We start from the raw sequence: 15356 nt of genomic DNA, 5'->3' as shown, positions 1-15356 counted from the left end.
TACCTGCACCAGAGGTACCGGTGGAGTAGGAGAGCATCGCAACGCGCGGTTCGATACCGAAGGCAATCGCGGATTCAGCGGACTGAATAGCGATTTCTGCCAGCTGTTCTGCGGTTGGATCCGGGTTGATCGCGCAGTCGCCGTAAACGTAAACCTGTTCTGGCAGCAGCATGAAGAACACGGAAGACACCAGAGAGCTGCCCGGCGCAGTTTTGATAAGCTGCAGCGGTGGACGAATGGTGTTCGCAGTGGTGTGAACCGCACCGGAAACCAGACCGTCAACGTCGTCTTGTTCCAGCATCAGGGTACCGAGAACGACGTTGTCTTCCAGCTGTTCGCGGGCAACGGTTTCGGTCATACCTTTGTTCTTACGCAGTTCGACCAGGCGAGCAACGTAGCTTTCGCGAACCACTTCTGGGTCAACGATTTCAACGCCAGCGCCCAGTTCAACGCCCTGAGACGCTGCAACACGGGTGATCTCGTCTGGGTTACCCAGCAGTACGCAGGTTGCAATACCGCGTTCAGCACAGATAGCAGCCGCTTTAACGGTACGTGGTTCGTCGCCTTCCGGCAGAACAACGCGTTTGCCTGCTTTACGTGCCAGCTCGGTCAGCTGGTAGCGGAACGCTGGTGGAGACAGGCGACGGCTGTGTTCAGAGGTCGCAGTCAGGGAATCGATCCACTCTGGATTGATAAAGTTCGCTACGTATTCCTGAACTTTCTCGATGCGTTCACGGTCATCAACTGGAACTTCCAGGTTGAAGCTCTGCAGGCTCAGAGAGGTCTGCCAGGTGTTGGTGTTCACCATGAATACCGGCAGGCCGGTTTCGAATGCACGTTCGCACAGCTTAGTGATGCGCGCGTCCATTTCGTAGCCGCCGGTCAGCAGCAGGGCACCGATTTCCACGCCGTTCATGGCAGCGAGGCACGCTGCAACCAGAACGTCAGGACGGTCTGCGGAAGTCACCAGCAGAGAACCTGCACGGAAGTGCTCCAGCATGTGCGGGATGCTGCGTGCGCAGAAGGTGACGGATTTCACGCGGCGAGTGTTAATGTCGCCTTCGTTGATCACGGTCGCATTCAGGTGACGTGCCATATCGATAGCACGAGTCGCGATCAGGTCAAAGCTCCATGGTACCGCGCCGAGAACAGGCAGGGTGCTAGTGGTTTTCAGCTGATCGGCATCGATTTTAACAACTTTTGCTTTGGAAGAGTCGTCGAAGATCTCGGACAGGTCCGGGCGAGTACGGCCCTGTTCATCAACCGGTGCGTTCAGTTTGTTAACGATAACGCCGGTGATGTTGGTATTTTTCGCGCCACCGAAGCTGTTGCGAGTCAGTTCAATGCGCTCGTTCAGCTGTTCTGGGGTGTCGGTACCCTGAGACATGACGAAGACGATTTCCGCGTTCAGCGTTTTCGCGATTTCGTAGTTCAGAGACTGAGCAAACTGGTGCTTACGGGTTGGGACCAGGCCTTCAACCAGAACCACTTCAGCATCTTTGGTGTTTGCGTGGTAGTTAGCGATGATCTCTTCCATCAGCACATCTTTCTGATTGCTGGAGAGCAGGGCTTCTACGTGACTCATCTTCAGCGGTTCAGCTGCCGTAGTGGTAGATGAGTTAGCGCGAACGATAGTGGTCGTCTGGTCAGGTGCATCGCCACCGGTGCGCGGCTGAGCGATTGGCTTAAAGACGCTCAGACGAACGCCTTTGCGTTCCATAGCACGGATAACGCCAAGGCTGACGCTGGTCAGGCCGACGCTGGTTCCGGTAGGGATCAGCATAATGATACGGGACACGGTTTATCCTCTTTCGTTACCGCCAGTTTCAGGCGGGATACAAAACAGCACCGCCAGCTAGGCTGGCGGTGTGATATTAGGCAGTCAGACGGCTCGCGTCTTGTGCGATGACCAGTTCTTCGTTGGTCGGGATAACGATGGCAGGACGGGTGCCTTCTTTGTTGATGAAGCCAGACTTGCCGAAACGGGCAGCCAGGTTACGTTCGTGATCAACTTCGAAGCCCAGAACGCCCAGTTTGCCCAGGGACAGTTCGCGAACCATTGCGGCGTTTTCACCGATACCACCGGTGAAGATAACCGCGTCCAGACGACCTTCCATCAGTGCAGTGTAAGAACCGATGTATTTCGCCAGACGGTGGCAGTAAACGTCCATTGCACGTTTAGCGTCAGCTTTTTCTTTGTAGTTGTCTTCTACATAACGACAGTCGCTGGTCACTTCGGTCAGACCCAGCAGGCCGGACTCTTTGGTCAGCATCTTGTTGATCTGGTCGATGCTCATGCCCAGAGTGTCATGCAGGTGGAAAATGATTGCCGGGTCGATGTCGCCAGAGCGAGTACCCATTACCAGGCCTTCCAGCGGGGTCAGACCCATGGAGGTATCAACGCATTTACCGTTACGGATAGCAGATACAGAACCGCCGTTGCCCAGGTGGCAAGTGATGATGTTCACTTCTTCAACCGGCTTGTTCAGTACTTTAGCGGCTTCCTGAGTCACATAGAAGTGGCTGGTGCCGTGTGCGCCGTAGCGACGAACGCCGTGCTCTTTGTACAGGCTGTACGGCAGAGCATAAAGGTAAGATTCTTCCGGCATGGTCTGATGGAACGCGGTGTCGAACACAGCAACGTTCTTGTCCTTCAGGTTAGGGAAGGATTTCAGCGCTTCAGCGATACCGATCAGGTGAGCCGGGTTGTGCAGCGGTGCGAAGGACGCAGAGTCTTTGATACCCTGGATAACGGAATCGTCGATCACAACGGAGCTGGTGTACTTCTCGCCGCCGTGTACGATACGGTGGCCGATTGCGGTCAGCTGAGCGGACAGTTCTGGTTTTTGTGCCAGAATAGTATTAACGATGAAGTTCAGCGCTTCACTGTGAGCGGCGCCTGCACCTAAAGCGGCCTCTTGTTTACCGCCATCCATTTTCCACTTGATACGTGCTTCTGGAAGATGGAAACATTCGGCTAAACCAGAGAGGTATTCTTCACCGTTCACTGCATCAATGATGGCAAATTTCAGGGAGGAGCTACCGCAGTTCAGAACCAGTACTAACTTACTCGACATGGAAGTACCTATTTATGATACGTGGCTAAAAAAACGTCAAAGAGTCATAAGCGTAGCGCAGGATGACATCGACATTTATGATTAACATCATGCCCAGAACACTTTTCAGGCATGATCTAAGAAATACATATTGATTCTAAGTCATTTTGCATAATTTTCCGCCAATGGCAGAATATGCGATAATTTGATATGCCGGAGCGTATAGGATCGCGCTATCTCAGGCTGGCACAGGATACCCGATTGCAGGGTGTATGCCAAAATTTTTTGAACGATGTCATACTCAGTTGTTGTTTTAAAAAATATTTTAATTTTTATATGTGAAGTTGAGGTAAGCCATGTCGACACCCGAGCAACGCCCGGTTAGTTTCTTCAGTTTGTTTAGCCGTGGGCAGTATTATGCAAAGACGTGGCCGCTGGAAAAACGTCTCGCGCCGGTGTTTGTTGAAAACCGCGTGATCCGCGCAACGCGCCATGCCATCCGGCTGATGCCGCCGCTGGCCATTTTTACGCTGTGCTGGCAAATCGCCCTTGGTGGGCAGCTTGGCCCGGCGGTCGCCACCGCGTTATTTGCGCTTAGTCTGCCGATGCAGGGGCTGTGGTGGTTGGGTAAACGTTCCGTCACGCCGTTGCCTCCTTCTATATTACAGTGGTTTTATGAAGTGCGCGGCAAGCTGCAGGAGGCGGGTCAGGCGCTGGCGCCGGTTGAAGGCAAGCCGGATTATCAGGCGCTAGCTGACACGCTTAAGCGCGCCTTCAAACAACTGGATAAAACTTTCCTCGATGATTTGTAATTGAGGGCGAAAAACGCATATAAAAGAAGACACAAACATTGTGTCTTTTTTTATGCTGCAAAGCGCAACAGGAGTCGAAGAATGGAAATGACCCATGCTCAACGTCTGATTTTGTCTAATCAGTACAAGATGATGACTATGCTTGATCCCGACAACGCTGAGCGCTACCGCCGCTTGCAGACCATTATCGAACGTGGTTATGGTTTGCAGATGCGTGAACTGGACAGGGAATTTGGGGAGCTCAAAGAAGAGACCTGTCGTATTGTTATCGACATTATGGAGATGTACCACGCGCTGCACGTCTCCTGGACCAACTTGAAAGACGCCGATACCATCGATGAACGTCGCGTCACCTTCCTCGGCTTTGATGCGGCTACCGAAGCGCGTTTCCTCGGCTATGTGCGCTTTATGGTCAACGTTGAAGGTCGTTATACCCACTTCGATGCGGGCACCCACGGCTTCAACGCGCAGACCCCGATGTGGGACAAATACCAGCGCATGCTGAACGTCTGGCACGGCTGCCCGCGCCAGTATCATCTGAGCAGCAACGAAATCAATCAGATAATCAATGCCTAAGGAGACCGACGTGCAGTGTAAAGGTTTCCTGTTCGATCTGGACGGCACGCTGGTTGATTCGCTGCCGGTGGTGGAACGTTCCTGGCAGTTCTGGGCCGAAAGCTATGGCGTAGACCCACAGGCGGTGCTGGATTTTATTCACGGTAAGCAGGCCATCACCACGCTGCGCCACTTTATGCCGGGCAAGTCGGAAGCGGAAATTCAGGCTGAGTTTCTGCGCCTGGAGCATATTGAAGCGACCGACCTTGACGGAATCCAGGCTCTGCCGGGGGCTCTTGAGCTGCTGGAACATCTGGAAGCTAACGCGATTCCATGGGCGATTGTCACCTCGGGCTCTATTCCCGTAGCCCATGCGCGTCACCGCGCTGCGGGTCTGCCGCAACCGGCAGTGTTTGTCACCGCCGAACAGGTCAAGCGCGGTAAACCGCAGCCGGATGCTTATCTTTTAGGCGCTGAGCTGCTGGGTATCGCTGCACGGGATTGTCTGGTGGTTGAAGATGCGCAGGCTGGCGTGCAGTCGGGCCTGGCGGCCGGTTGTCATGTGGCGGCCGTCAACGTGCCACCGGAAACGCCTGAACTGCGCGAAGTTGATTTTGTGCTCTCTACGCTTGCGACGTTATGCGTTGAGAAACTGCCGGATGGCACCATCAACGTCACGCAGAATGCATGATCTTATGATTTAGCCCCACACCGTTGGGGTTTTTTTCTGTCACTATGGTCAACGCCTTATAGTTGAAAACCTTACCGATTATCTGATGACAAGGAAACGTTGTGAACGGTGAACTGATTTGGGTGCTCTGTCTGTTAGCGATTGCGGTTGTGCTGTTTGCCACCGGCAAAGTACGCATGGATGCGATTGCTTTGGGCATTATTGTCGCTTTTGTTCTTAGTGGTACGCTCACGCTGAGTGAAGCTTTTTCTGGCTTCAGCGATCCTAACGTCATTCTGATTGCCGCACTGTTTATCATCGGCGATGGGCTGGTGCGAACCGGCGTGGCAACCAACATGGGGTCCTGGCTGGTACAGGCGGCAGGCAGCAGTGAAACCAAAATGCTGGTCTTCCTGATGCTGACTGTGGCCGGGCTTGGCGCATTCATGAGCTCGACGGGGGTCGTGGCGATTTTTATCCCGGTGGTGCTTAGCGTCTCGGCACGCATGAATATTTCGCCTTCACGTCTGATGATGCCGCTCAGCTTTGCCGGCTTGATTAGCGGCATGATGACGCTTGTGGCTACACCGCCCAACCTGGTTATCAACAGTGAGCTTATCCGCGAAGGGCTGGAGGGGTTTAGCTTCTTCAGCGTCACGCCAATAGGTTTGGTGGTATTGGTGCTCGGCGTTCTTTATATGCTGGTGATGCGCTTTATGCTTAAAGGCGATGAAGGCAACCTGACGCGCGATGGCCGCAAGCGTAGTACTTTCCGCGATCTGATTCGTGACTATCATCTTACCGGCCGCGCGCGCCGCCTCGCTATTCGCCCCGGCTCCCCGATGATTGGCCAGCGTCTGGACGACATGAAACTGCGTGAACGCTACGGCGCTAACATTATCGGCGTGGAGCGCTGGCGTCGTTTTCGGCGGGTGATTGTGAACGTGAACGGGGTCTCTGAATTTCGCGCCCGCGACGTGCTGCTGATTGATATGTCCGCCGCGGAAATTGACCTGCGCCAGTTCTGCAGCGAGCAGCTGCTGGAGCCGATGGTGCTGCGCGGTGAATACTTCTCTGACCAGGCGCTTGATGTCGGCATGGCGGAAGTGTCGCTTATCCCGGAATCGGAGCTGCTGGGGAAAACCGTGCGTGAAATGGGCTTCCGTACCCGCTATGGCCTGAACGTGGTCGGCATGAAACGCGACGGCGAGGCGCTGGACGGCTCGGTGGTTGATGAGCCATTGCAGCTTGGTGATATCGTGCTGGTGGTAGGCAACTGGAAATTAATTAGCCAACTGGGGCAAAACGGCCGCGACTTCGTGGTGCTGAATCTTCCCGTCGAGGTGAGCGATGCGTCCCCGGCTCACAGCCAGGCGCCTCACGCGATCTTCTGCCTGGTCCTGATGGTCGCTCTGATGCTGACCGATGAAATTCCCAACCCCATTGCGGCGATCATCGCCTGCCTGTTGATGGGGAAATTCCGCTGTATTGATGCCCAGAGCGCCTACAAATCGATTCATTGGCCGAGCATTATTTTGATTGTCGGCATGATGCCGTTCGCCCTCGCGCTGCAAAAAACCGGCGGTGTGGATCTGATTGTGAAAGGGCTGATGGATATCGGCGGCGGGCAGGGGCCTTATCTGATGCTCGGTTGTCTGTTCGTGATGTGCGCGGCGATTGGCCTGTTTATCTCGAATACGGCGACGGCGGTACTGATGGCGCCTATTGCGCTGGCCACGGCAAAAACGATGGGCGTGTCGCCCTATCCGTTTGCGATGGTGGTCGCGATGGCCGCATCCGCGGCGTTTATGACGCCGGTTTCCTCTCCGGTGAATACGCTGGTGCTGGGGCCGGGGAAATACAGCTTCAGCGATTTCGTCAAAATCGGCGTGCCGTTTACCGTGCTGGTGATGATTGTCTGCGTGGTGCTGATTCCGATTCTGTTCCCGTTCTGAGGTTTTCCCGGCCGAGCGCAGCGACGCCGGGAATACAGACAGCTACAGCGGTGAATCCTGGCTTATTTCATCGAGCGAAAGATGGAAGCTTGGCACAAACACCGCCATAAAGTAGTCCATTTCCTCGCTGCGGCGGGAGGCCAGCGTCTTCTCCAGACGGCCTTTTGCCAGAAGGAATTCGTTGTTTCCCGCCGACAACTCCTCCAGACACTTCAGATAAGCGCACAGCGCGTCAGCCTGTTTCACAATCGCTTTTTCTTCATCGCTGCTCTGATGCTCGTCGATAAGCGGCGCAAAAATATCGTGCAGCTCTTCCGGCACCATATCGATAAGCTTCTGCTGGGCGATTTTCTCGATGGCTTTGTATTCCTGCGCAATCTGCGAATTGAAATACTTTACCGGGGTAGGCAGATCGCCGGTTAACACCTCAGAGGCGTCGTGATACATCGCCAGCAGCGCAATGCGTTCGGCATTAACCTGACCATTGAATTTACGGTTTTTAATCGCCGCGAGGGCATGGGCGACCATGGCAACCTGCAGACTGTGTTCAGAGACGTTTTCGGTGCGCACATTGCGCATCAGCGGCCAGCGGTTGATTAACTTGAGGCGGGAGAGGTGGGCAAAAAAATGACTCTGATTCATAACAACCCTTACGCGTTAACAACAGTAAAGGCATTGTGCGCAGAGATGACCGCCGGATGCAAATTCCGGCGGTCATGAGCCGCATTAAAGCTGATGGTAGCCAGACAGGAAGCGACCAAAGCGGGTAATAGCCATTTCCAGATCGTCTTCACGCGGCAGGGTCACGATACGCACGTGATCCGGCCACGGCCAGTTAAAGGCGGTACCTTGAACCAGCAGCACTTTTTCCTGTAGCAGGAAGTCCAGCACCATGCGCTGATCGTCATGAATGTTAAAACGTTTAGCATCAATTTTCGGGAACATATACAACGCACCCTTTGGCTTCACGCAGGAGACGCCAGGGATTTCATTGATAAGCTCCCACGCACGATTGCGCTGCTCATACAGACGACCGCCCGGCATGATGAACTCGCTAATGCTCTGATAGCCACCTAACGCAGTCTGAATAGCGTGCTGTGCCGGGACGTTGGCGCACAGACGCATGGACGCCAGCATTTCCAGCCCTTCAATATAGCCTTTAGCATGTTTTTTAGGCCCGTTCAGCACCATCCAGCCCTGACGGAAACCGGCGACACGGTAGGTTTTGGACAAACCGTTAAAGGTAATGGTCAGCAGATCCGGCGCTAACGCCGCGATCGAATGATGCTGGGCTTCGTCGTAGAGGATCTTGTCGTAGATTTCATCGGCGAAGATTATCAGGTTGTGCTCGCGGGCGATCTCAACAATCTCCAGCAGCAGCTCTTTGGAATACACTGCGCCGGTTGGGTTGTTCGGGTTAATGATGACAATCCCGCGGGTACGTGGGGTAATTTTGGCACGAATATCGTCTAAGTCCGGGAACCAGTCGGCGGATTCATCGCACAGGTAGTGCACCGCTTTGCCGCTGGAGAGGGATACCGCTGCCGTCCACAGAGGATAATCCGGAGCGGGAACCAGCATTTCGTCACCGCTATTCAGCAGTGCCTGCATCGCCTGGACGATAAGTTCAGATACGCCGTTGCCGATGTAAATGTCTTCTACCGTCACGTCGCGCATGCCGCGTGCCTGGTAGTGTTGCATGATGGCTTTACGGGCGGAGTACAGCCCTTTGGAGTCGCAGTAACCCTGTGCGGTAGGCAGGTTGCGGATCACGTCGACCAGAATCTCATCCGGCGCGTCAAACCCGAAAGGTGCTGGGTTACCGATGTTAAGTTTGAGAACTTTATTGCCTTCTTCTTCAAGGCGTTTTGCCTCTTTAAGAACCGGGCCACGAATGTCGTAACAAACGTTGTCTAACTTGCTGGATTTTTCAATCGGAGACATGAACCTTTAACCTTTTTAGCTGTTATTGCCACTCCCTGCCGTGGAAGTCAGCACGGAACAATGTACTCCGCATCCCCGTGGTTTTGAAGGGTTAACAGTAGAAGATTTCGTGCATCCTTCGTTGTTGGTACATTCTTTTTCGCCAGTCTTTGGTGACTATCGTTGCGTGATGTTTTGTTAATTTATTGTTTAATGGATTAAATCACTGCAGCTGTGGCAATATGCAGCTTTTATCGCTGTTAAAAAGAAAATGATTTAGCTTAGGTGCTAATATTGCTGGATATACTTTAAGCATTCTTCAACATTTTTAATTTTTAATTAAATAATGACGAATAAGGATTAGAGATGATACTCATTTTTGTGAAGTTGATGTTAAGGATGGCTTATGATCAATATTAATATTTTCTTATATTTTGAAAAGTAATGCCGGTGATTTGTTAGTTTTCTTAAATTGTTTTGATTCTAAACCTTTTTCGTTATTGAGATAGATCTTATTTAGGCTTATAAATTCTATGGTTTTCAGTTAATATGGAAAAGAGCGTCAGACTCCCATTAGCAGTTTTTGTTGATGATTATCAAGATTGATATCATAACTTGATGTTATTCATTGGATTTATTGGCTTCTTTTATAAGTCCTGTTTTCTCTCTGAAGCATTATCGCGATGTCGCTACCTACAACTTCTTACGCGAGACGGTTATCAGGGTGAAAAGGATTATTAGCCTCTGGGTCGAAGGATATATTGCAAAAGGAACTGTTGCTCACGGTAGTAACAGAAAATTTAATACTGACACTCATCAGGCAGTCATTCGTCAATGATTGGTGAAAGATGATTTAAAAGGATTTGCCTGAACTTTTGAGTGCAGCATCAATAAGGCAGGTCGGTCCCCGAACCTGTAAGTGGATTAATATGATAAATGCCAATCGTCCGATACTGAATCTCGATCTCGATCTGCTGAGAACCTTTGTTGCTGTAGCCGACCTAAGCACTTTCGCAGCGGCGGCGGCGGCAGTTTGCCGTACCCAATCCGCCGTAAGCCAGCAAATGCAGCGTCTGGAGCAGTTGGTGGGTAAGGAACTGTTTGCCCGTCATGGGCGTAACAAACTGCTTACCGAACATGGCATCCAACTGCTGGGCTACGCGCGTAAAATCCTGCGTTTCAACGATGAAGCATGCACATCGTTAATGTTTAGCTCTCTTCAGGGACAGCTGACTTTAGGGTCGTCTGATGAATCTGCCGATACCATCTTGCCGTTCCTGTTAAACCGCATCAGTTCGGCCTATCCGAAGCTGGCGCTTGACGTACGAGTCAAACGGCATGGCGAGATGGCCAGTATGCTAAGCAATAAAGAGATCGATCTGGCGCTGACGACTCATCCATTGGAAGGCTTCGAGTCGACGATTCTGCGTACCTCGCCTACGCTTTGGTAGTGTGCGGCAGAATTTACGTTGCGCCAGGAAGAGCCGGTACCGTTGGTACTGCTGGATGATCCTAGTCCGTTCCGCGATATGATTATTAAGACCCTGGATGCCGCCGGCATTGCGTGGCGACTGGCGTATGTCGCTTCAACGCTTTCAGCCGTTCGCGCGGCGGTCAAAGCGGGGTTGGGCGTCACCGGCCGACCGGCTGAAATGATGAGCCCGGATCTGCGTGCGCTTGGCAAAGGTGAGGGCATGCCCGATCTGCCGGAGACCGAGTATATGCTGAGCTACAACGTAGCCAGTGAAAACGAGCTGGCGCAGATGATTTTCCAGTCCCAGGAGCAGCGGTACGAACCCTGGCCGAACGGTGGGAGTTATACCCCTGAAGGGGGAGATAATTCCCTCATACATGAAAGGGATTTGGATTAACAATTCGCTTGAAATGTAGTAACAAAATGTAAATGTAAAAAAGAATCGTAGACGATGAAAAGCGTGTTTGCGGTTCTTTTTTCGTACTTCTGCGTAGGTGGTTTAAAAATAAAGCTAATAATGTGAGAGTAATCATGTAATTAGAAATATTTTTACCCTCAGTTATCCTATCATCATACCTAAAGTCTTATCTCCTGCTAATGTTAAAAAAACGGATAGATTGTTGCCGTTTTTCGGGTCGAATTAACAAAAGCGTGTCTTAGATCAAGAAAATACTCCTCATTGGGGGGAGGAATCATTAGTAAATCCTGTCAAAATAGAAGGGTAATTCTTGTCATTGCTACAAAACGGACACGATTCAACAACAGGTAAACCGCAGGGTCTATTGAGCTGAATCAAATCAAAGGGCACGTAATGTTAATGAAATGCTTTTGATGTAAATTAATGTGAGGAAACTTTTGTTAAAGTTGACAAAAGGTTATAGAAAGGAGTAAAAAACCTCAACATTTTGCGGTCTATGTTTCGAATTGGGCTGTTTGTAGGTTTTTTAATCCTCCCCATGAATCGATGTAGCGTCCATCTGCCGGTAAGAGCAGAGGTGGTAATGCTACCTATTTGGTAAAGCTTTGTGTATGTCAACATCCACTGAAATCATCGCCCATCATTGGGCATTCGCTATCTTTCTGATCATTGCCATTGGCCTGTGCTGCCTGATGTTAATCGGCGGTTGGTACTTGGGTGGTCGCGCACGCGCAAGAAGCAAAAACACTCCGTTTGAATCGGGTATCGACTCCGTTGGCTCCGCACGTTTGCGTCTGTCGGCGAAGTTCTATCTGGTCGCCATGTTCTTCGTCATCTTCGACGTGGAAGCGCTTTACCTCTACGCCTGGTCAACGTCCATTCGCGAAAGCGGTTGGGTTGGCTTTATCGAGGCCGCCATTTTCATATTTGTGCTGCTGGCCGGTCTGGTTTACCTCGTTCGCATTGGCGCGCTTGATTGGACGCCTGCGCGTTCTCGCCGCACGCTGGCTAACCCAGAAACCGACAGCGTCACTAACCGTAATACGCAGTAAAAGCGAGGCAATAAGATGGATTATACGCTCACCCGCATAGATCCTAACGGTGAGAACGACCGTTATCCCCTGCAAAAACAGGAGATTGTTACCGATCCCCTGGAGCAGGAGGTGAACAAAAGCGTGTACATGGGGAAACTCGAACACGCGCTTCACGACATGGTCAACTGGGGCCGTAAGAACTCAATCTGGCCTTACAACTTCGGCCTTTCTTGCTGCTACGTTGAAATGGTGACGTCATTCACTGCGGTGCATGACGTTGCGCGTTTTGGTGCGGAAGTACTGCGTGCGTCCCCACGTCAGGCTGACCTGATGGTGGTTGCCGGTACCTGCTTCACCAAGATGGCTCCGGTTATTCAGCGACTGTACGACCAGATGCTGGAACCGAAATGGGTTATCTCAATGGGCGCCTGTGCCAACTCCGGCGGCATGTACGATATCTACTCCGTCGTGCAGGGCGTGGATAAATTCATTCCTGTCGACGTGTACATTCCAGGCTGCCCTCCGCGCCCGGAAGCTTACATGCAGGCGCTGATGCTGCTGCAGGAATCCATTGGTAAAGAACGTCGCCCACTGTCGTGGGTCGTTGGCGATCAGGGCGTTTACCGCGCCAACATGCAGTCGGAACGCGAGCGTAAACGCGGCGAACGTATTGCTGTGACGAATCTTCGGACGCCGGACGAGATTTAATTTGCGCCTGCGGGCGGTGGCATCTTTTCGACTTCGCAAATCAATATACAACAGCGCGAAGGCCACCCCGGCAGTCACCACGGACCTTTTGCAATGGTGAACAATATGACCGATTTAACCGCGCAAGACGCAGCCGCATGGCAAACCCGCGATCACCTTGATGATCCGGTCATCGGCGAGTTGCGCAACCGTTTTGGGCCGGATGCTTTTACCGTTCAGGCCACTCGCACCGGGATACCCGTTGTTTGGGTTAAGCGCGAACAGCTGCTCGAAATTGTCGACTTCCTGAAGAGGTTGCCAAAGCCTTACGTCATGCTTTTCGATCTCCACGGCATGGACGAACGTCTGCGTACGCACCGCGAAGGTTTACCTGCCGCGGACTTTTCCGTTTTCTACCACCTGATCTCAATAGACCGCAATCGCGATATCATGCTCAAGGTGGCATTGTCTGAAAACGACCTGAACGTCGCGACGATCACCAAACTTTTCCCGAACGCCAACTGGTATGAGCGTGAAACCTGGGAAATGTTTGGCATTACCTTTAACGGCCACCCGAATCTGCGTCGCATCATGATGCCGCCGACCTGGGAAGGCCATCCGCTGCGCAAAGACTACCCGGCGCGCGCCACCGAATTCGACCCGTTTGAGCTGACCAAAGCCAAGCAGGATTTGGAAATGGAAGCGCTGACCTTCAAACCGGAAGAGTGGGGCATGAAGCGCGGGACCGAAAACGAGGACTTCATGTTCCTCAACCTCGGCCCGAACCACCCGTCTGCGCACGGTGCATTCCGTATTATCCTGCAGCTTGATGGCGAAGAGATTGTCGACTGCGTACCGGACATCGGCTATCACCACCGTGGTGCGGAGAAGATGGGCGAGCGTCAGTCCTGGCACAGCTACATTCCGTACACTGACCGTATCGAGTACCTCGGCGGCTGCGTGAACGAAATGCCGTACGTGCTGGCGGTAGAGAAGCTGGCGGGTATTACCACGCCGGACCGCGTGAACGTGATCCGCGTGATGCTCTCCGAACTGTTCCGCATCAACAGTCACCTGCTGTACATCTCGACGTTTATTCAGGACGTCGGCGCGATGACCCCGGTCTTCTTCGCCTTTACCGACCGTCAGAAAATCTATGACCTGGTAGAAGCGATTACCGGTTTCCGTATGCACCCAGCCTGGTTCCGCATCGGCGGCGTGGCGCACGACCTGCCTCGCGGCTGGGATCGTCTGCTGCGTGAATTCCTTGAGTGGATGCCGAAGCGTCTGGACTCCTACGAGAAAGCCGCGCTGCGTAACACCATTCTGAAAGGCCGCTCCGTCGGCGTTGCTGCTTATACCGCGAAAGAAGCGCTGGAGTGGGGCACTACCGGTGCTGGCCTGCGTGCCACCGGTATCGGCTTCGACGTGCGTAAATGGCGTCCATATTCTGGCTATGAAAACTTCGACTTCGAAATCCCGACCGGCGGTGGCGTTTCTGACTGCTACACCCGCGTGATGCTGAAAGTGGAAGAGCTGCGCCAGAGCCTGCGTATTCTTCAGCAGTGTCTCGATAACATGCCGGAAGGCCCGTTCAAGGCGGATCACCCGCTGACCACGCCGCCACCGAAAGAGCGCACGCTGCAGCACATCGAAACCCTGATCACCCACTTCCTGCAGGTTTCCTGGGGCCCGGTTATGCCAGCACAGGAATCCTTCCAGATGGTGGAAGCGACCAAGGGGATTAACAGTTACTACCTGACCAGCGACGGCAGCACCATGAGCTACCGCACCCGTATCCGTACGCCGAGCTATGCGCACCTGCAGCAGATTCCGTCGGCGATCCGTGGCAGCCTGGTATCAGACCTTATCGTCTATCTGGGTAGTATTGATTTTGTTATGTCAGACGTGGACCGCTAATTATGCACGAGAATCAACAACCACAAACCGAGGCTTTTGAGCTGAGTGCGGCAGAGCGTGAAGCTATTGAGCACGAGAAGCACCACTACGAAGACCCGCGTGCGGCGTCCATCGAAGCGCTGAAGATCGTTCAGAAACAGCGTGGCTGGGTGCCGGACGGTGCGATTTACGCGATTGCCGAAGTGCTGGATATTCCGGCAAGTGACGTAGAAGGTGTCGCCACCTTCTACAGCCAGATTTTCCGCCAGCCGGTTGGCCGTCACGTGATTCGCTACTGCGACAGCGTGGTGTGTCATATCACCGGCTATCAGGGCATTCAGGCCGCGATTGAGAAGAAGCTCGATATCAAACCGGGTCAAACCACCTTTGATGGTCGCTTCACCCTGCTGCCGACCTGCTGCCTGGGCAACTGCGACAAGGGGCCGACCATGATGATTGATGAGGACACTCACAGCCATCTGACGCCGGAAGCCATTCCTGACCTGCTGGAGCAGTATAAATAATGAAAAATATTATTCTGACTCCCGAAACCCATCCGCTGACCTGGCGTCTTCGCGACGACAAGCAGCCGGTGTGGTTGGAAGAGTATCAGGCGAAAAATGGTTATGCCGGTGCGCGCAAAGCGCTCTCCGGGATGGCCCCGGACGAAATCGTCAACCAGGTGAAAGACGCTGGCCTGAAAGGGCGCGGCGGCGCGGGCTTTTCCACCGGTCTGAAGTGGAGCCTGATGCCGAAAGACGAATCCATGAACATCCGTTACCTGCTGTGTAACGCCGATGAAATGGAGCCGGGCACCTATAAAGACCGCCTGCTGATGGAACAGCTGCCGCACCTGCTGGTGGAAGGCATGCT

The 15356-nt window shown here is 52.9% G+C and carries 12 protein-coding genes and 2 pseudogenes; 10 read left to right on the top strand and 4 right to left on the bottom strand.

Annotation, left to right across the window (positions count from 1 at the left end; genetic code table 11):
- Both pta and ackA read right to left on the bottom strand, forming a co-directional pair.
- Nucleotides 1-1798 (bottom strand): phosphate acetyltransferase (gene pta, locus RDN66_RS18935; RefSeq protein WP_308538111.1); only part of this gene is annotated, 1798 nt, incomplete at its 3' end.
- Between the two features lie 76 nt (nucleotides 1799-1874).
- On the bottom strand, nucleotides 1875-3077 hold the full coding sequence (gene ackA / locus RDN66_RS18930; RefSeq protein ID WP_035892493.1) for an acetate kinase: 1203 nt from the start codon (nucleotides 3075-3077) through the stop codon (nucleotides 1875-1877).
- A 335-nt stretch (nucleotides 3078-3412) separates the two neighbouring features.
- On the opposite strand from ackA, the gene yfbV reads away from it, so the two are divergent.
- The 4 genes from yfbV (at nucleotide 3413) to RDN66_RS18910 (ending at nucleotide 7048) form a co-directional block, all read left to right on the top strand.
- The gene (gene yfbV, locus RDN66_RS18925; protein WP_115073846.1) at nucleotides 3413-3868 is read left to right on the top strand and encodes a terminus macrodomain insulation protein YfbV; all 456 of its coding nucleotides are present in this window, start codon (nucleotides 3413-3415) and stop codon (nucleotides 3866-3868) included.
- Nucleotides 3869-3949: 81 nt separating this feature from the next.
- On the top strand, nucleotides 3950-4444 hold the full coding sequence (locus RDN66_RS18920) for a YfbU family protein (protein ID WP_035892491.1): 495 nt from the start codon (nucleotides 3950-3952) through the stop codon (nucleotides 4442-4444).
- On the top strand, nucleotides 4437-5114 hold the full coding sequence (locus tag RDN66_RS18915) for a sugar phosphatase (RefSeq protein ID WP_072011354.1): 678 nt from the start codon (nucleotides 4437-4439) through the stop codon (nucleotides 5112-5114). The genes RDN66_RS18920 and RDN66_RS18915 overlap by 8 nt, the downstream gene beginning before the upstream one ends.
- Before the next feature lie 101 nt (nucleotides 5115-5215).
- Nucleotides 5216-7048, top strand: coding sequence for an SLC13 family permease (locus RDN66_RS18910; protein ID WP_035892489.1), 1833 nt, complete (start codon nucleotides 5216-5218; stop codon nucleotides 7046-7048).
- 42 nt (nucleotides 7049-7090) lie between these two features.
- Here RDN66_RS18910 and yfbR read toward each other — a convergent pair whose 3' ends face one another.
- Both yfbR and alaA read right to left on the bottom strand, forming a co-directional pair.
- Entirely contained in the window at nucleotides 7091-7690 is a 600-nt protein-coding gene (gene yfbR / locus RDN66_RS18905) for a 5'-deoxynucleotidase (RefSeq protein ID WP_035892488.1), read from the bottom strand.
- 84 nt (nucleotides 7691-7774) lie between these two features.
- On the bottom strand, nucleotides 7775-8992 hold the full coding sequence (gene alaA / locus RDN66_RS18900) for an alanine transaminase AlaA (protein ID WP_035892486.1): 1218 nt from the start codon (nucleotides 8990-8992) through the stop codon (nucleotides 7775-7777).
- Nucleotides 8993-9900: 908 nt separating this feature from the next.
- Between alaA and lrhA the strand changes: the two are divergent.
- The 6 genes and pseudogenes from lrhA to RDN66_RS18870 all read left to right on the top strand — a co-directional run.
- Nucleotides 9901-10842, top strand: a pseudogene (lrhA, locus tag RDN66_RS18895) (transcriptional regulator LrhA).
- Between the two features lie 626 nt (nucleotides 10843-11468).
- Nucleotides 11469-11915: an NADH-quinone oxidoreductase subunit NuoA gene (gene nuoA / locus RDN66_RS18890; protein WP_123650146.1), complete on the top strand. Its 447-nt coding sequence runs from the start codon at nucleotides 11469-11471 to the stop codon at nucleotides 11913-11915.
- A gap of 15 nt (nucleotides 11916-11930) precedes the next feature.
- A complete protein-coding gene (gene nuoB, locus RDN66_RS18885) occupies nucleotides 11931-12605 on the top strand; it encodes an NADH-quinone oxidoreductase subunit NuoB (protein ID WP_002913178.1) in 675 nt (224 codons plus the stop codon).
- A gap of 93 nt (nucleotides 12606-12698) precedes the next feature.
- Nucleotides 12699-14504, top strand: coding sequence for an NADH-quinone oxidoreductase subunit C/D (gene nuoC, locus RDN66_RS18880; RefSeq protein WP_115073849.1), 1806 nt, complete (start codon nucleotides 12699-12701; stop codon nucleotides 14502-14504).
- 2 nt (nucleotides 14505-14506) lie between these two features.
- On the top strand, nucleotides 14507-15007 hold the full coding sequence (gene nuoE, locus RDN66_RS18875; RefSeq protein WP_035892483.1) for an NADH-quinone oxidoreductase subunit NuoE: 501 nt from the start codon (nucleotides 14507-14509) through the stop codon (nucleotides 15005-15007).
- Nucleotides 15007-15356 (top strand): annotated as a pseudogene (locus RDN66_RS18870) (NADH-quinone oxidoreductase subunit F); the annotation flags it as partial. The gene nuoE and the pseudogene RDN66_RS18870, both read left to right, overlap by 1 nt.

It is taken from the genome of uncultured Kluyvera sp., from assembly GCF_902485085.1.
GTDB lineage: Bacteria > Pseudomonadota > Gammaproteobacteria > Enterobacterales > Enterobacteriaceae > Kluyvera > Kluyvera ascorbata.
The sequence above is the reverse complement of the archived record's forward strand: the minus strand, read 5'-3'. Positions and strand labels throughout refer to the sequence as shown.